The sequence below is a fragment of the Amycolatopsis sp. NPDC006125 genome, from assembly GCF_040614195.1.
Taxonomy (GTDB): Bacteria; Actinomycetota; Actinomycetes; order Mycobacteriales; family Pseudonocardiaceae; genus Amycolatopsis_E; species Amycolatopsis_E tucumanensis.
Genome location: NZ_JBEXTZ010000010.1, coordinates 1 through 15,774, shown reverse-complemented (window position 1 = coordinate 15,774; position 15,774 = coordinate 1). Strand labels below are relative to the sequence as shown.

The window sequence follows — 15,774 nt, the reverse complement described above, 5'->3', positions numbered from 1 at the left end:
GGTGCCGTGGGTTCTGTGGGTGCCCGCGGTGCTCGCCCTCGCGCTCGTCGTGCTGCCGGTGGTCGGCCTGCTCGTGCGGACGGACCTCCGTCGCCTGCCGGAGCTGATCGTCAGCGACGCCGCCCTCACCGCGCTGCGGTTGTCGCTGGAGACCGCGGCCGTGTCGACGGTCGCGTGCATCGTGCTCGGCGTGCCGCTGGCGGTCGTGCTCGCCCGCTCGACCGTCCGCGGGATCCGGGTGCTGCGCGCGGTCGTGCTGCTGCCGCTGGTCCTGCCGCCGGTCGTCGGCGGGCTCGCGCTGCTGTACCTGCTCGGCCGCAAGGGGTTCCTCGGCTACCTGCTGGGCGTGACGGCCGGGGTGCAGGTCCCGTTCACCACGGCGGCGGTGATCATCGCCCAGACCTTCGTCGCGATGCCGTTCCTGGTGGTGAGCCTGGAGGGCGCGCTGCGCAGCGGCGGCGACCGATACGAGCAGATCGCCTCGACCCTGGGCGCCCGCCCGTGGACGGTGTTCCGGCGGGTCACGCTGCCGTTGCTGCTGCCCGCGCTCGGCTCGGGCGCGGTGCTCAGCTTCGCCCGCGCGCTTGGCGAGTTCGGCGCGACCATCACGTTCGCCGGCAGCTACGAAGGCGTGACGAGGACGTTGCCGCTGGAGGTCTACGTGCAGGCCGAGGCCGATGTGGACAGTGCGGTCGCGCTGGCGCTGCTGCTGATCGTCGTCGCGGTCGTGGTCATCGCGGTCGCCCGGCCGCGGGCGCTGGAGGGGACCGCCCGGTGAGCCTGCACGCCGAGATCGAGCTGACCCGCGGCACCTTCGCGTTGTCCGCGGAGTTCGACGTGCCCGCCGGGAGCGTGCTGGCGATCCTTGGCCCGAACGGCTCCGGCAAGTCGAGCATCCTGGGGTGCCTCGCCGGGCTGTTCCGGCCGGACCGGGCGGTGATCACCCTCGGCGGGCGGGAGTTGCACGACCTGCCCGCGCACGACCGGGCCGTCGGCCTGCTGTCGCAGGACGCGCTGCTCTTCCCTCACCTGTCCGTTGTGGACAACGTGGCGTTCTCGCCGCGGTCCAAGGGAGCGGGGCGCGCCGAGTCGCGGGAGATCGCCCGGCGCTGGCTGGCCGAGGTGGACGCGGCCGAGTTCGCCGAGCGCAAGCCGTCGCAGCTCTCCGGTGGTCAGGCGCAGCGCGTCGCGGTCGCCAGGGCGCTGGCCGGGAACCCTGACCTGCTGCTGCTCGACGAGCCGCTGGCGGCGCTCGACGTCGACGCCGCTCCGGCCATCCGCGGCCTGCTGCGGCGGGTGCTGGCCGCCGACCCGCACCGCTCGACGGTGCTGGTCACCCACGATCCGCTGGACGCGCTGGCGCTGGCCGATCACGTGGTGGTGCTGGCCGCGGGCCGGGTGGTCGAACGCGGTCCGACGCGGGAAGTGCTGGCCGCGCCCCGAACGGCGTTCACCGCGCGGATCGCCGGGCTCAACCTGGTGCCCGGGACCGCGGTCGCCGAGGGACTGCGGACCGCGGACGGCGGCCTGGTCGCCGGGATCCTGTCGCCGGACGCGGTCACCGGCGAACCGGCGGTCGCGGTGTTCGAGCCGAGCGCGGTGTCGGTGCACCCCGCCGAGGACGGGCACCCGGGCAGCCCGCGCAACACGATCGGGGCCGTCGTCGGCGCGCTCGAACCACACGGACCGGTGATCCGGGTCCGGGCCGCGGGCGAGGGCTGGGCGGACGGCCTGTCCGCCGATCTCACCCCGGCCGCGGTCGCTGACCTGCGCTTGGAGCCGGGTGTGCCGGTGCGGCTCGCGATCAAGGCCACCGCGGTGACGGTGCACCCGGCTAGTCTTCAGGCATGAGCCGTTGGACCTATCTGACCGACATGGACGGCGTGCTGGTGCACGAGGAGCACCTGGTGCCCGGCGCCGACGAGTTCCTCGCCGAGCTGCGGGCCAACGACACCCCGTTCCTGGTGCTGACCAACAACTCCATCTACACCCCGCGCGACCTGCGGGCCCGGCTGCTGCGCACCGGGCTGGACGTGCCCGAAGAACGCATCTGGACCTCCGCGCTGGCGACCGCGAAGTTCCTGCACAGCCAGCGGCCGGGCGGGTCGGCGTTCGTCATCGGCGAGGCCGGGCTGACCACGGCGCTGCACGAGGCCGGGTACGTGCTCACCGACCGCGACCCGGACTACGTGGTGCTCGGTGAGACCCGCACGTACAGCTTCACCGCGATCACCCGCGCCATCCGGCTCATCGAGGCCGGCGCGAAGTTCATCGCCACCAACCCGGACGCCACCGGGCCCAGCCTGGAGGGCAGCCTGCCCGCCACCGGGTCGATAGCGGCCCTCATCGAGCGGGCCACCGGGCGGCAGCCGTACTTCGTGGGCAAGCCGAACCCGCTGATGATGCGGTCGGCGCTGCGCAGCCTCGGCGCGCACTCCGAGGGCACGATCATGATCGGCGACCGGATGGACACCGACGTGCACTCGGGCATCGAGGCCGGGTTGCAGACGATCCTGGTGCTCACCGGCATCTCCACCAAGGAGTCGGCCGAGCGCTACCCGTACCGGCCGACGCTGGTGCTCGACTCGATCGCGGACCTGGTCGGCCGCACGCAGGACCCGTTCGGGGACGGGGCGGTGCTCACCTGACCTGCGGCAACCGCCTATCGTCGAGGGATGAGTGACCACCAGCGCACCTACGTCGTCGGCGACGTGCACGGGCACCGGGAACCGCTGGTGGCAGCGCTGCGCCGCGCCGGGTTGGTCGACGAGTCCGGCGACTGGTCCGGCGAGGACGCGCACCTGTGGTTCCTCGGCGACTTCGTCGACCGTGGCCCGGACGGGATCGGCGTGATCGACCTGGTGATGCGGCTGCACCGGCAGGCGGCCGAGGCAGGCGGGTCGACGCGGACGTTGCTGGGCAACCACGAGATCCTGCTGCTGGGCATGCACCGCTTCGGCGACACCGAGGTGCCGTCCGACTTCGGGCCGCGCAGCTTCGCCCGCAGCTGGGAGATCAACGGCGGGCAGCTGTCCGATCAGGACGCGCTGACCGACGAGCACGTCGAGTGGCTGACCAGCAGGCCGCTGATCGCGCACGCCGCCGGTCACCTGCTGATGCACTCGGACACCGTCGAATACCTCGACTGGGGCGACGACGCCGAGGACATCAACACCACCGTGCGCGAAATCCTCGTCGGCGACGACCTGGTGGAGTGGTGGGACGTGTGGCGCCGCATGACGACGCGCTACGCCTTCCGCGGCCCGCACGGCCCGGACATCGCCGACTACCTGCTGGAGCAGCTGGGCGGCGAGCGGATCGTGCACGGGCACAGCGTGATCGCCGACCAGCTCGGCATCCACCCCAGCCAGATCGAGGCGCCCTACCTGTACGCCGGCGGGAAGGTGCTGGGCATCGACGGCGGGTTGTTCGTCGGCGGGCCCTGCCTGGTGGTGCCGCTGCCCTGGAAGCCGGAGGACTGACCGGTGGGGGTGGAGCTGGAACTCCACGCCGGCCGTCCCGCACGCGACGGATCGTCGCTCCTGCGCGGATCCTACGAGCACGGCGAGGCGCTGGCCCGGGTGCTGGACGGTGTCGACACGGGCAGGTTGAGCTGGGTGGACCCGTACGGCGACACGATGTTCAACGAGCAGGTGGCGGAGGCGGCGCTGCCGCAGGTTTCCGCGCTGCTGCGGGACTGCACCGACCCCGCGGCCCGGGCCGCGCTGGCCGATCTCGCCGGGATGCTCGAAGCGTGCGCGGCCACGCCCGGCAGCTACCTGTGGTTCATGGGGGACTAACGCAGGTACGTGGTGCGGAGGCCGGTCAGGATGAGGCGCAGTCCGGCTTCGAAGGCGGCGTCGGTGTCCGGCGCGAAGATGTGGCCGACCATGCTCGCGGTGAGCGGGAACTGTTCGCGGTCGATGGATCGCTCCAGGCGGCCCGGTTCGTACGGGTTGTCTTCACCGTAGGCGGTGCCCGTGCGGGCTTGTTCCTCGATCGTGAAGCCGATCGTGTAGTGCAGCAGCGCGGGGTAGCCCTCCGCCGCGTCCGCCGCCGAGAAACCCGCGTCCCGCAGTGTGCGCAGCGTGAGTTCGACCGTGCGGAACATCCCGGGGTGCGTGGTGTTCGTGCCGGCCAGGACGCGCGCGCCGTCGCGGTAGCGCAGCATCGTGCGCCGCAGGCGGCGGGCGCCGTCGGCCAGCCAGTCCTCCCAGGACACCCCGGCGCCCGGCGCTTCGAGCCCTCCGGTGGCTTCCAGGTACATCGTGGTGGCCATCGCGTCCAGTAGTTCCTGCTTGTTCTTCACGTGCCAGTACAGGGTCGGCGCCCGCACGCCGAGTTCCGTCGCGACCAGCCGCATCGTGAGCCCGTCGAGGCCGACGTCGGTGAGCAGTCGCAGCGCCGTCCGCGCGATGACCTCCGGATTGATCGCCATGGCTTGACACTCTAACAGAGTTAGGGAACTCTCTAATCATGTTAGAGAACGTGGTGATCGCCGGCGGCGGGCCGACCGGTTTGATGCTCGCCTGTGAACTGCGGCTGGCCGGGGTCGACGTGACCGTGCTGGACCGCCTGCCCGGCCGCAGCGGCGAATCGCGCGCGGGCGGGTTGCACGCGCGCACCCTGGAGGTGCTGGACCAGCGGGGCGTCGCCGACCGGTTCCTCGCGGCGGGCCGCCCGATGCAGGTGGGCCACTTTTCGGGGCTGTGGCTGGACTTCAGCCGCCTGCCGACCCGGTACCCGTTCCTGCTGAACCTGTTGCAGGCCGACGTGGAGCGGCTGCTGGAGCAGTGGGCCGCCGAGCTGGGCGTGCGGGTGCGGTGGTCGTCCGAGGTGACCGGGTTCCGGCAGGACGCGACCGGCGTCGAGGTGGCGCTGGCGGACGGTGCCACCATCGAGGCGGCCTACCTGGTCGGCTGCGACGGCGGGCGCAGCGCCGTCCGCAAGCTCGCCGGCATCGGCTTTCCCGGCACGCCCGCGACGCTGACCGCGCTGCTCGGCGACGTCGAGCTGACCGACCCGCCCGGCGAGCCGGTCTTCATGCGCCGCACCGAGCACGGCGACTTCTCGGTGCTGGGCTTGCAGCCGGGCTGGTACCGGGTCATGACCACCCGCTACGACCGCGTGGCCGGCCGGGACGAGCCGGTCACGTTCGAGCAGTTGCGCGAGTCGCTGATCGAGATCGCGGGCACCGACTTCGGCATGCACAGCCCCCGCTGGATCTCCCGCTACGGCGACGCCGCGCGACAGGCCGAGCAGTACCGGCGCGGCCGCGTGCTGCTCGCCGGCGACGCGGCGCACATCCACTTCCCGGCGGGCGGGCAGGGCCTGAACACGGGTGTGCAGGACGCGGTCAACCTCGGCTGGAAGCTGGCCGCGGTCGTCCGCGGTCACGCGCCCGAGGCCCTGCTCGACACCTACCACGCGGAACGGCACCCCGTCGGCGAACGGCTCCTGCACAACACCCGCGCGCAGACCGCGTTGAGCCGGCCGGGAGCGCACGTCGACGCCCTGCGGGAGGTGTTCGCCGGCCAGATCGCGATCGAGGAGGTGAACTACGCACTCGCCGGCATGATCACCGCGCTCGACGTCCGCTACCCGCTCGGCGACGCGGATCCCTTGCTGGGACTGCGGATGCCGGACCTCGACCTCGTCACCGAACACGGCGCGACCCGGCTGTTCACGCTGCTGCACGCGGGCCGGGCGGTGCTGCTGGACCTCGCAGGCGACCCGGAACCGGCGGCCGCCGCGCGGGATTGGGACGACCGGCTCGACGTCGTCGTCGCCAAGGGCCCGTCCGGCTTCCCGCCGGCCGTCCTCATCCGCCCCGACGGCCACGTGGCGTGGACGGCCGCACCGGGTGTCGACGGACTTCGTGCCGCCTGCGCCAAGTGGCTGGGGCCCGTCACTGGTTGAGGTAGGCGAGGACCGCCCGCACCCTGCGGTGGGTGTCGTCGGACGGGGGCAGGTCCAATTTGGTCAGGATGTTGCCGATGTGCTTTTCCACCGAGGCCGGTGCGAGCACCAGTTCCGCGCAGATCGCCGAGTTCGACAGCCCCTGCGCGACCAGCCCGAGCACCTCGCGTTCGCGCGCCGTGAGCGCCGCGATGCCCTGGTCGCCGGTGTTGCGCGCGAACAACTGCCGCACCACCTCGGGGTCCATCGCGGTGCCGCCGGCGGCCACGCGCTCCAGCGCGTCGAGGAAGTCGTCGAGCGCCGTCACGCGGTCCTTGAGCAGGTAACCGACCGCGCCCTGGCCGTCGGCGATCAGCTCGGCGGCGTACACGCGCTCGACGTACTGGGACAGGATCAGGATCGGCGTCCGCGGCTCGCGCCCGCGGATGGACAGGGCCGCCCGCAGGCCTTCGTCCCGGAAGCCCGGCGGTAACCGCACGTCCACGATGGACACGTCCGGTCGGTGCTCGGCCACCGCCGCTTCCAGTTCCGGCGCCGTCGCGACGGCCGCGACGACGTCGTGGCCGGTGTCGGTCAGCATCCGCACCAGCCCGTCGCGCAGCAGCAGCAGGTCTTCGGCGATCACAACGCGCATGGCAACTCCGCTCGGACGGTGGTCGGCCCGCCTGCCGGACTGGTGACCGACATCGTGCCGTCGAGCGCCTCGACCCGGCGGCGCAGGCCGTCGAGTCCGGCTCCGGTCTGGTCGGCGCCGCCCCGGCCGTCGTCGCGGACCGTGAGGGACAACGTGTCTCCGGTGCGGCGGATGCTGATGGTGCAGGCGTCCGCGCCGGCGTGCTTCACGACGTTCGCGAGCCCTTCCGCGGCGACGAAGTAGGCCGCCGATTCGACCGCGGGCGGTAGGTCCCCCAGCTCGTCCGCGCGGACCTCGACGGGCAGGGGCGCGTCGCCCGCGAGCGCGGCGAGTGCGGCCACCAGTCCGCGGTCGGTGAGGATCGGCGGGTGGATGCCGCGGACCAGACGGCGCAGTTCGGCCAGTGCCTCGTCGAGCTGCCGGCGGGCGTTGCGGAGGTCGTCCCCGGCCGGGCGCAGCTTGCGCTCGGCGAGCGCGAGGGTCATGCCGGCGGCGACGATGCGGGCCTGCGCGCCGTCGTGCAGATCGCGCTCGATCCGCTTCAGCTCGGCGGCTTGCGCGTCGACCACGCGGCGACGGGTGACGGCCAGCTCGCGGGCGCGGCGCGCGAGCCGTTGCCGGGGGCCGGCTTCCAGCAGCATCGCCGCGGCACGGGCCTGCAGGTTGGCCGCGGTGGTCACGAGCGGCCACACGACCGGCGCCAGCACCAACCCGATGCCGGTGAGCGCGAACCGGCCGCCGACGGTGTTGAACAGCCAGTCCACCACGGGCGGCAGGTACGGGTTGGGCACCGACCACAGCCACAGCGGCGCGAGGATCGTCGCGAGGTCGACGACTCCGGCGACCAGGCCGGCCAGCCCCGCGAGCCCGGCCGGGAACAAGGACAGCAACCACGCCAGGTCGCGCCAGGTGGCCGGCTCGCGGACCAGCGCGCGCCCCCGGCGCCACGGGTTTCCGCGCAACGGAGCGGGATACGGCGATTCGACGCGCCGCCCGAGCACCAGCGCCGCCCGCCACCGCTCGAACTCCGCGATCCGCCGGGTGCCCCAGGTGACCGCGAGGAACGCGGGCGGGGCGAGGTAGGTGAACGACAGCACGCCGCTGACCAGCGTGGTGACCAGGGCCCACGCGAAGGTCGCGGGCCCCAGCAGCAGGCTGGTCAGCAGGTGGGCCATCGCACGCGCCCCACGGCGGATCACGGTGATCAATCTAGCCGTCGGCACGGGCGGCGCCCGAGGGCAGCGACCGGGGGCGGATCACCACGCGGGCCGGGACGATCCCGGCGATCGCGCCGAGCAGGCCGACCCCGCCGAGCAGCGCCAGGTACCGCAGCGGCTCGGCGAACAGCCGCCACTGGCCGTCCTGCGCGACGCTGAACGTGCCGACCACCGCACCGCTGAGCACACCACCCAGCACCAGCGCGACCACCACGGTGATGAGCGTTTCGCGGTCGAGCATGCGGTGCAGTTGCCTCGGGGTGGCACCGGCCAGGCGCAGGTCGGCGAACTCCCGGCGGCGCGCCCCGGTCGCGATGGCGAAGGTGTTGACGACGGCGATCGCGGTGAAACCGAGCGAGATGGCCACCATCAGCTCCCACGCCGCCTGCTGGTTCTGGACGTCCGCCGCACCGGCCCGCGGATCCGTGACGGGCGCCGCCGGCCACCGGTGTTCGACCGCGGCGACGAGGCCGGGGGTGCCGCGCAGGTACAAGGAGGTGACGAGACCGCGTGGATCGTGCGCGGCGACGAGGTCGGCGGGCAGCACCAGGTCACCGAAGCCACGCCAGTTCGCGTACACGGCGACGACGGTCAGCTCGGTCCGCGTGCCGTCGGCGAGCCAGAACACCGGCCGGTCGCCGACGTGCCAGCCGCGCGCCTCCGCGAGCGGTTCGCTCACGGCGACCGTCCCGTCCCGCAGTGCCAGTTCCCCTTGCCGCACACCGAGATCGACGGCAGGCTCACCCGTCGTCCGCAAGCCCTGCGCGGCGTAGTCCTCGGGCTTGCCCTCCTGGTCGACGACGACCCGCGTCGCCATTGTCGCGGCGGAGCCGGTGACCTCGGGCAGAGCCGTGACCTCGGTGGCGGTCCCGAGCGGCATGGCCGCGGCGACCCGGACCGTCGCCGTCGCCGTGCGCGCGGCCTGCTGGTCGCCGGTCACTTCGGTGAGGATGTCGCCGTTGAGCAGCATCGTGCCGTTGATCGCGAACATCAGCGTCAGCGGGATCGCGACGCCGACGACGCGCCTGCTGTCGGCGCGGGTCATCGCGCTCGCCAGCCTGCCGGTGGCGCCGGCGACCCCAGCGACCCTGGCCACCACCGCGGTGAGGGGACCGACGACGAGCGGCCCGAGCGCGGCAGCCGCGCACAGCAGCAGCGAGCAGGAGATGAACCCCATCCCCATGCCGAACGGGCCGCCGAGCGGCACCAGGCTCAGCACGGCCACGGCACCGGCGGTCAGGACGGTCGCGAGGACGATCCGTGGCGCCTTGCCGACGCGGCCTGCCGTCACGGTTTCCCGCAGCGCCTGCGTCGGAGCGATTCGCACCGCCCGACGGGCCGCGATCGCCGTGGCCAGCACCGTCACCGCGAGGCCCAGCACGACCGCGGCGATCAGCACGACCGCGTTGAGCGACACGGTGAACTGCGGTGGCACCGCGCCGAGGTCGCGGAACCGGGCGGCGACCAGCTCGGCCACCACGATCCCGCACGGCAGGCCGGGCACGGCCGCGGCCAGCGTCACGAGCGTGATCTCCAGCCTCAGCATCCGGCGCAGCTGCCGGGGCGTGGCGCCCGCGGCGCGCAGCAGGGCGAGTTCCCGCAGCCGCTGCTGGACGGCCAGCGACACGGTGCCGGTCAGCACGAACACCGCCGCGAAGCCGGTGATGCCGAGGACGAACCCGAAGATGGAGATCGCGCCGATGTAGTCGGGGACCGCGCCGGGGAGATCGGCGGTGACCCGGTCGGCTCCCGTGTGGACGGTGGCGGTGCCGCGGACCCGCTCGCCCAGCGCCGCCAGCGCGGTCCCGGTGTCCACGCCCGGCTCCAGGCGCACCGCGACCGCGGTCGGGCCGGGCAGCCCGGACAGCTCGGCGACCTGCTCGTCGGCGGCGAACACCGCCGCCTGTCCCGGCACGTCCCCGTCGACCACGCCGGCCACCAGCAGGTCGTGCACGCCGGTGCGGGTGGTCAGCCGCACGGACTGACCGACGGGCACCCCGAACGCGGCCTGCAGCACCACTTCGCCCGGACGCGGCGCGGCGCCTTCCCGCAGTGGGTAGGGCGTCAGCGCGGCCGAGGACCAGCCGTGCGCGACGCTCGCCGCGTCCGGCGCCCGCACCGGCTCGCCGCCGAGGTCGAGCGCCACCGGGAACGCGTAGTCCGCGACGGCGGCGGCCACCCCGGGCACCGCCGCCAACTCCCCGGTCAGCCCGGCCGGCAGCGGTTCGGCACCGGTGAGCCGTTCCTCCTTCGTCTTGGTCTTGACCTTGTCGCCCTTGTCACTGGCGGTGGTCAGCACGACCGACCGGTCACCCGCGACCACCGCGTCCGCGGCGGCGAACCGGTTCCCGCCGGGTCCCTGGGTCAGTACCGACCACAGCAGCAGCCCGCTGCCGGCGATCAGCGCGATCGCCAGGAACGCGGTGAGGAACGTGCCCACGAACGACCCGAGCCGGTGCCGCACGCCGGCCGCGGCGAGTTTGCGCATCATCGGGTCAGCTCCATCATGCGCGCCGACACCTGCTCGGCGGACGGCGCGGCCAGCTCGCCGGCGACCCGGCCGTCGGCGAGGAACACCGCGCGGTCGGCCCAGGCGGCCGCGGCCGGGTCGTGCGTCACCATCACGATCGTCGCGCCCAGCTCGTCGACGAACCGGCGCAGCAGGCCCAGCACCTCGCGCCCGGTGGACAGGTCCAGCGCACCCGTCGGCTCGTCCCCGAAGATCACCTCCGGCCTGCCGGCCAGCGCGCGGGCGAGCGCGACCCGCTGCTGCTGCCCGCCCGACAGCTGACCCGGCCGCGCCTTCTCCCGCCCGGCCAGGCCCACCCGGGTCAGCAGTTCCCGTGCCCACTCGCGGTCCGGCCGGACGCCGGCGAGCCGCTGCGGCAGCAACACGTTGTCCCACACCGAAAGCGAGTCGACGAGGTTGAACGACTGGAACACGAACCCGACGTGGGCGCGCCGGACCGCGGTCAGCTTCGGCTCACGCAGGGTCGCGACGTCACGTCCGGCCAGCACGACCCGGCCCGACGTCGGCCGGTCCAGGCCCGCCGCGCAGTGCAGCAGCGTCGACTTGCCCGACCCGGAGGGCCCCATCACCGCCGTGAACGTCCCGCGGGTGAACCCCGCGGTGACGCCGTCGAGCGCCCGCACCCCACCGGGATGCACCTTCGTCACCTCGAGCAGCTCGACCACTTCCCGCGGCGGAGCGTCCATCGAATTCCGTACCAGCACCATGGGAAAGATCCTGGTCGCGGGCGGGTCCGGGCCCCACCGGGCGGGCAATGATCTCCGGGGTAGGGCTGGCCCTACCCCGCGGCCGCGATCAGGGCCGGTGGTTCGCGTCGGTGCCGTGGTCGACCGGCACGTCACCGGTCGAGTCGCGGCGCAGCATCGCCAGTGCGATGCCCAGACCCGCCAGCGTGACGGCGGCCGCGGCCGGGTAGAGCGCTTCCGCGCCGGCGCCGGTCAGCAGCTGTCCGCCCAGCCATCCGCCGAAGGCGGCGGCGAGCTGGAAGCCGGAGGCGTTGACCGCGATGGCGAGCGTCGGCGCGGCTCCCGCGGCGGTGAGCACGCGCGTCTGCATGCCGGGGATGATCGCGAACGCCAGCGCGCCGAGGACGAACGTCAGGATCGCCACTGCCACGCGGTTGTCGCCGGCGATCCAGAGCAGCAGCAACGTGACGGCGAGCGCGGCGAGCATCCAGGCGAGCGACGGCATCAGCGCGCGGTCGGCGAGCCGTCCGCCGAGCAGGTTCCCGAGCACCGCCCCGGCTCCATACACGAGCAGCAGTACCGGCACGGCGTCCGCGCCGAAGCCGCTCACGTCGGTCAGCAGTGTCGCGATGTAGGTGAAAACCGTGACGGCGCCGAGGTTTCCCACCGCGGTCAGGAGGATGCCGAGCTGCACCTCGCGGTCGGTGAGGACCCGCAGTTCCCCGGCAGCCGACGCGCCGGCCGCCGGGAACGCCGGGACGGAACGCAGCACCAGCATGAGCGCGAGGAGCGTGATCGCCGCGACCGCGACGAAGGTGGACCGCCAGCCGAAGTGGTGCCCCACGAACGTGCCCAGTGGTGTGCCCAGGACGATCCCGAGGTTCATCCCCAGCGCGACCTTCGCGATCATGCTCGGCTGCCGGCCCGGCGCGGCCATCGCCGCCGTGGTGGCGATCGCGACCGCGAAGAACGTGGCGACGACCAGGCCCGCGACGAACCTCGCCAGCAGCAGGACGGCGTACCCCGGCGCGAGGGCCGATCCCAGGTTCCCCAGCACGGACACCACGACGAGCCCGGTGATCAGCGGTTTCCGGGCGACGCGCGCGGTGAGCGCGGTGAGGACCGGGCCGCCCACGATCATCCCCGCGGCGTAGGCGCTGACCAGCAGACCGGCCGACGGGACGGACACGGACAGGCCGGCTGCGACGTCCGGCACGAGACCGGCGATCACGAACTCGCCGGTGGTGAGCCCGAAGACGACGAGCATCAGCGAGAAGACGGGCAACGGCACCACGACCCCCAAGTGATTCGAACTGTAATAATGCTAGTCAGAACTATCACAGTTCGGAACACCGTCGCTAGACTCGGGATCATGGTGGACGCCGGGATCGACCGCGACGTGTGCAAACTCGTGCACGAGTTCGCGCGACGGCTGGACGTGCACGTGCGGCGGGTCGGCGAGGAGGTCGGCCTGACCCCGACGCAGGTCGTCGCCCTGCGCGAGTTGTCGGAGCCGATCACGGCGCGGGAGCTGGCGAGCCGGATGTCGTGCGAGGCCTCGAACGCGACGTTCGTCGTCGACCGGCTCGAGGAGCAGGGCCTGGTGCAGCGCAGGCCGCACCCGACCGACCGGCGGGCCAAGGAGATCGTGCTGACGGCCGCCGGGCGTGACGCGCAGGCGGGCGTGCTCGACCGCCTCGACCGCGCTTCGCCGCTGGTCTCACTCGGCCGGGAGCAGCAGGAGCAGCTGGTCGAGTTGCTGCGTGAGCTCGTCGGGCCTCAGGGGCGGTAGTACGCCTCGGTGCCGCGGTCGACCGGCACGATCGCCTTGCCAAGGGGCATCAGCGAAACCGGGATCAGTTTGAAGTTCGCCAGCCCGAGCGGGATCCCGATGATCGTCACGCACAGGGCGATCCCGGTGAGGACGTGGCCGATCGCGAGCCAGATGCCGGCGAAGATGATCCAGATGACGTTGCCGATCAGCGACCCGACACCGGCGCCGCGGCGGTCGACGATCGTGCGGCCGAACGGCCACAGCGCGTAGTTCGCGATGCGGAACGACGCGATGCCGAACGGGATCGTGATGATCAGGATGCAGCAGACGATCCCCGCCACCACGTACGCGAGAGCCATCCAGAAGCCGGCGAAGACCAGCCAGATCAGGTTCAGGATGATGCGCATCAGGCGTGCAGCTCCCCACTGACTACGGTGACGGCCTGTCCGGACAGCGTCACCCGATCCCCGTTCACCAGGACCCGGACGATCCCGCCGCGTTCCGACGCCTGCTCGCCGACGAGCTTGACCCGCCCCAGTTTCTCCGCCCAGAACGGCGCCAGCAGGCAGTGCGCCGATCCGGTCACCGGGTCCTCCGGCACGCCGACGGCGGGCCCGAAGACGCGGCTGACGAAGTCCACGTCGTCCCGGTCGCCGGGCGCGGTGACGATCACGCAACGCGCGTCCCACCCCGCGATGACGTCGAGGTCCGGCTTCAGCTCGCGGACCTGGGCGGCGTCGGTGGCCTCGACCAGGACGTCCCACTTGCCGCGGGCGACGCCCGCGATCGTCACGCCCGGCAACGCGTCGAGGACGTCGTCGTCGGCGGCGCGCGGCGGGTCGTTCGGGAAGTCCATGCTGACCCACCCGTCGGCGGCGCGGGTGCGCAGCTCGCCGCTGCGGGTGGTGAACACCTGCTCGCCGCCGAGGACGTGCCCGGCGGCGAGGGTGGCGTGCCCGCACAGGTCGACCTCGACCGTCGGCGTGAACCAGCGCAGCGGCTTCGGGCCGTCGCCGGTGACCTCGACGAACGCCGTCTCCGAGTGCCGCAGCTCAGCGGCCACCGACTGCATCCACGCCGGGTCGGCAGGCTCGTCGAGCAGCACCACTCCGGCGGGGTTGCCCGCGAACGGGGTGCCGGTGAACGAGTCGACGATCGAGAGCCGCATGCCACCCACTCTAGGGGGTGTCCGGGATGAGCCGGGATTTCTAAACTCGGTCACAGTCAGTGTCGACAGCGTCCGAGGAGGCGTCATGCCAGCCGTGCCGAGTTATGCGTCGGGTATCTCCGAGGTGCCCTTGCTGGGTGACACGATCGGTGACAACTTCGACCGGACCGTGGCCGCGTTCGGCGACCGGGACGCGCTGGTGGAGTACGCGTCGGGCCGCCGGTGGACCTACCGTGAGCTGGCCGCCGAGGTCGACGCGCTGGCCGCCGGGCTGGCCGGGCGCGGCATCGGCAAGGGCGACCGGGTGGGGATCTGGTCGCCGAACTGTGCCGAGTGGACGTTCCTGCAGTACGCGACGGCGAAGATCGGCGTGGTGCTGGTCAACATCAACCCCGCCTACCGGTCGCACGAGCTGGAGTTCGTGCTGAACCAGGCCGGGGTGAAGATGCTGGTCGCGGCCCGCACGTTCAAGACGTCCGACTACGCGGCGATGATCGAGGAGGTCCGGCCGCGGTGCGCCGCGCTGGAGCAGGTGGTGCTGCTGGGCTCGGACGAGTGGTCGGAGTTGATGGAGTCCGGGCGGGGCAAGGCGTTGCCCGAGGTCGGCCTGTCCGCCGACGACCCGATCAACATCCAGTACACCTCCGGCACGACGGGCTTTCCGAAGGGCGCGACCCTCTCGCACCACAACATCCTCAACAACGGCTTCTTCGTCGGCGAGCTGTGCCACTACACCGAGGCGGACCGGGTGTGCATCCCGGTGCCGTTCTACCACTGCTTCGGGATGGTGATGGGCAACCTCGCGGCCACCACCCACGGGGCGTGCATGGTGATCCCGGCGCCGTCGTTCGAGCCGAAGGCCACCCTGCAGGCGGTGGAGGCGGAGCGGTGCACGTCCTTGTACGGGGTGCCCACGATGTTCATCGCCGAGCTGGCCGAGCCCGGCTTCGAGGACTACGACCTGAGCAGCCTCCGAACCGGCATCATGGCGGGCTCGCCCTGCCCGGTCGAGGTGATGAAGCAGGTCATCGAGCGGATGGGCATGGCCGAGGTGTCCATTTGTTATGGCATGACGGAAACCTCGCCGGTGTCCACGCAGACCCGGTCGGACGACTCGATCGAGCGGCGGGTGTCGACCGTCGGACGGGTCGGGCCGCACCTGGAGGTCAAGATCGTCGACCCGGAGACCGGGCTGACGGTGCCGCGCGGCGAGCCGGGCGAGCTGTGCACCCGGGGCTACTCGGTGATGCTCGGGTACTGGGACCAGCCGGACAAGACGGCCGAGGTGATCGACAAGGCGAGGTGGATGCACACCGGCGACCTCGGCGTGATGGACGACGAGGGCTACATCCAGATCACCGGGCGCATCAAGGACATGGTCATCCGCGGCGGCGAGAACATCTACCCCCGGGAGATCGAGGAATTCCTCTACACGCACCCGGATGTGCTGGACGCGCAGGTGATCGGCGTGCCGGACCAGCGCTACGGCGAAGAGCTGATGGCGTGGATCCGGATGCGCGAAGGAGCCCAGCCACTGACGGCGGAGTCGCTGCGGGAGTTCTGCACGGGAAAGCTGGCGCACTACAAGATCCCGAAGTACGTGCACATCGTGGACGAATTCCCGATGACCGTGACCGGCAAGGTCAGGAAGGTCGAAATGCGAGAGAAGGCACTGAAGATCCTCGACCTGAAATAAAAAAAACCGCCACCCGGCAACGCAAAGCAGGCGACTACCCCAACCAGACCTCCCCCGCCCCCGATCCACAGCCTGCTTTTAGTCGCCGATCAGCGGGGTCAAGGTACTCTTTCCCGCCTTGACGCCGCTGCTCGGCGACTGAAACACACT

The 15,774-nt window shown here is 72.3% G+C and carries 16 protein-coding genes; 8 read left to right on the top strand and 8 right to left on the bottom strand.

Going from position 1 to position 15,774, the window contains the following annotated elements; translation table 11 throughout:
• Position 1 precedes the first annotated feature (1 nt).
• The 5 genes from ABZ193_RS07630 to ABZ193_RS07610 are packed head-to-tail and all read left to right on the top strand — an operon-like array spanning position 2 to position 3,800.
• Positions 2-778, top strand: coding sequence for an ABC transporter permease (locus tag ABZ193_RS07630; RefSeq protein ID WP_020416925.1), 777 nt, complete (start codon positions 2-4; stop codon positions 776-778).
• Positions 775-1,851, top strand: coding sequence for an ABC transporter ATP-binding protein (locus tag ABZ193_RS07625; protein WP_020416924.1), 1,077 nt, complete (start codon positions 775-777; stop codon positions 1,849-1,851). Before ABZ193_RS07630 ends, ABZ193_RS07625 begins: the two co-directional genes overlap by 4 nt.
• A complete protein-coding gene (locus tag ABZ193_RS07620) occupies positions 1,848-2,648 on the top strand; it encodes an HAD-IIA family hydrolase (RefSeq protein ID WP_026153557.1) in 801 nt (266 codons plus the stop codon). The genes ABZ193_RS07625 and ABZ193_RS07620 overlap by 4 nt, the downstream gene beginning before the upstream one ends.
• 27 nt (positions 2,649-2,675) lie before the next feature.
• Positions 2,676-3,482 (top strand): metallophosphoesterase family protein, encoded by an 807-nt coding sequence (locus ABZ193_RS07615; protein WP_020416923.1) that lies wholly within the window; start codon positions 2,676-2,678, stop codon positions 3,480-3,482.
• Between the two features lie 3 nt (positions 3,483-3,485).
• A complete protein-coding gene (locus ABZ193_RS07610; protein ID WP_020416922.1) occupies positions 3,486-3,800 on the top strand; it encodes a hypothetical protein in 315 nt (104 codons plus the stop codon).
• On the opposite strand, the gene ABZ193_RS07605 is transcribed toward ABZ193_RS07610, so the two are convergent.
• A complete protein-coding gene (locus ABZ193_RS07605) occupies positions 3,797-4,438 on the bottom strand; it encodes a TetR/AcrR family transcriptional regulator C-terminal domain-containing protein (protein ID WP_354709291.1) in 642 nt (213 codons plus the stop codon). The two genes, ABZ193_RS07610 and ABZ193_RS07605, sit on opposite strands and share 4 nt — an antisense overlap.
• A 38-nt stretch (positions 4,439-4,476) precedes the next feature.
• On the opposite strand from ABZ193_RS07605, the gene ABZ193_RS07600 reads away from it, so the two are divergent.
• Positions 4,477-5,919: an FAD-dependent monooxygenase gene (locus ABZ193_RS07600; RefSeq protein ID WP_027935701.1), complete on the top strand. Its 1,443-nt coding sequence runs from the start codon at positions 4,477-4,479 to the stop codon at positions 5,917-5,919.
• Here the strand turns inward: ABZ193_RS07600 and ABZ193_RS07595 are convergent.
• The 5 genes from ABZ193_RS07595 to ABZ193_RS07575 all read right to left on the bottom strand — a co-directional run bounded on the left by ABZ193_RS07595 (position 5,909) and on the right by ABZ193_RS07575 (position 12,280).
• Positions 5,909-6,553, bottom strand: a complete 645-nt coding sequence (locus ABZ193_RS07595; protein ID WP_027935700.1) for a response regulator transcription factor — start codon at positions 6,551-6,553, stop codon at positions 5,909-5,911. The genes ABZ193_RS07600 and ABZ193_RS07595 overlap by 11 nt on opposite strands.
• On the bottom strand, positions 6,541-7,752 hold the full coding sequence (locus ABZ193_RS07590; protein ID WP_354709289.1) for a sensor domain-containing protein: 1,212 nt from the start codon (positions 7,750-7,752) through the stop codon (positions 6,541-6,543). The genes ABZ193_RS07595 and ABZ193_RS07590 overlap by 13 nt, the downstream gene beginning before the upstream one ends.
• A gap of 10 nt (positions 7,753-7,762) precedes the next feature.
• Entirely contained in the window at positions 7,763-10,261 is a 2,499-nt protein-coding gene (locus ABZ193_RS07585) for an ABC transporter permease (protein ID WP_354709288.1), read from the bottom strand.
• Positions 10,258-11,007 (bottom strand): ABC transporter ATP-binding protein, encoded by a 750-nt coding sequence (locus ABZ193_RS07580; protein ID WP_237336498.1) that lies wholly within the window; start codon positions 11,005-11,007, stop codon positions 10,258-10,260. Before ABZ193_RS07580 ends, ABZ193_RS07585 begins: the two co-directional genes overlap by 4 nt.
• Positions 11,008-11,095: 88 nt before the next feature.
• A complete protein-coding gene (locus ABZ193_RS07575) occupies positions 11,096-12,280 on the bottom strand; it encodes an MFS transporter (RefSeq protein WP_354709356.1) in 1,185 nt (394 codons plus the stop codon).
• Between the two features lie 78 nt (positions 12,281-12,358).
• Between ABZ193_RS07575 and ABZ193_RS07570 the strand changes: the two genes are divergently transcribed.
• Positions 12,359-12,778 carry a MarR family transcriptional regulator gene (locus ABZ193_RS07570; protein ID WP_354709287.1) on the top strand — a complete coding sequence of 140 codons (420 nt, stop codon included), beginning with the start codon at positions 12,359-12,361 and terminating at the stop codon, positions 12,776-12,778.
• On the opposite strand, the gene ABZ193_RS07565 is transcribed toward ABZ193_RS07570, so the two are convergent.
• The gene (locus tag ABZ193_RS07565; protein ID WP_020416913.1) at positions 12,766-13,167 is read right to left on the bottom strand and encodes a YccF domain-containing protein; all 402 of its coding nucleotides are present in this window, start codon (positions 13,165-13,167) and stop codon (positions 12,766-12,768) included. The genes ABZ193_RS07570 and ABZ193_RS07565 overlap by 13 nt on opposite strands.
• A complete protein-coding gene (locus tag ABZ193_RS07560) occupies positions 13,167-13,928 on the bottom strand; it encodes a PhzF family phenazine biosynthesis protein (RefSeq protein WP_237336499.1) in 762 nt (253 codons plus the stop codon). The genes ABZ193_RS07565 and ABZ193_RS07560 overlap by 1 nt, the downstream gene beginning before the upstream one ends.
• A gap of 85 nt (positions 13,929-14,013) precedes the next feature.
• Between ABZ193_RS07560 and ABZ193_RS07555 the strand changes: the two genes are divergently transcribed.
• A complete protein-coding gene (locus ABZ193_RS07555; RefSeq protein WP_027935697.1) occupies positions 14,014-15,624 on the top strand; it encodes an AMP-binding protein in 1,611 nt (536 codons plus the stop codon).
• Positions 15,625-15,774 lie beyond the last annotated feature (150 nt).

Coding starts and splice junctions, on each gene's coding strand:
- ABZ193_RS07620 (WP_026153557.1), top strand. CDS start 1,848: ATGAGCCGTTGGACCTATCTGACCGACATGGACGGCGTGCTGGTGCAC.
- ABZ193_RS07615 (WP_020416923.1), top strand. CDS start 2,676: ATGAGTGACCACCAGCGCACCTACGTCGTCGGCGACGTGCACGGGCAC.
- ABZ193_RS07605 (WP_354709291.1), bottom strand. CDS start 4,438: ATGGCGATCAATCCGGAGGTCATCGCGCGGACGGCGCTGCGACTGCTC.
- ABZ193_RS07600 (WP_027935701.1), top strand. CDS start 4,477: ATGTTAGAGAACGTGGTGATCGCCGGCGGCGGGCCGACCGGTTTGATG.
- ABZ193_RS07595 (WP_027935700.1), bottom strand. CDS start 6,553: ATGCGCGTTGTGATCGCCGAAGACCTGCTGCTGCTGCGCGACGGGCTG.
- ABZ193_RS07585 (WP_354709288.1), bottom strand. CDS start 10,261: ATGATGCGCAAACTCGCCGCGGCCGGCGTGCGGCACCGGCTCGGGTCG.
- ABZ193_RS07580 (WP_237336498.1), bottom strand. CDS start 11,007: ATGGTGCTGGTACGGAATTCGATGGACGCTCCGCCGCGGGAAGTGGTC.
- ABZ193_RS07570 (WP_354709287.1), top strand. CDS start 12,359: ATGGTGGACGCCGGGATCGACCGCGACGTGTGCAAACTCGTGCACGAG.
- ABZ193_RS07565 (WP_020416913.1), bottom strand. CDS start 13,167: ATGCGCATCATCCTGAACCTGATCTGGCTGGTCTTCGCCGGCTTCTGG.
- ABZ193_RS07560 (WP_237336499.1), bottom strand. CDS start 13,928: ATGCGGCTCTCGATCGTCGACTCGTTCACCGGCACCCCGTTCGCGGGC.
- ABZ193_RS07555 (WP_027935697.1), top strand. CDS start 14,014: ATGCCAGCCGTGCCGAGTTATGCGTCGGGTATCTCCGAGGTGCCCTTG.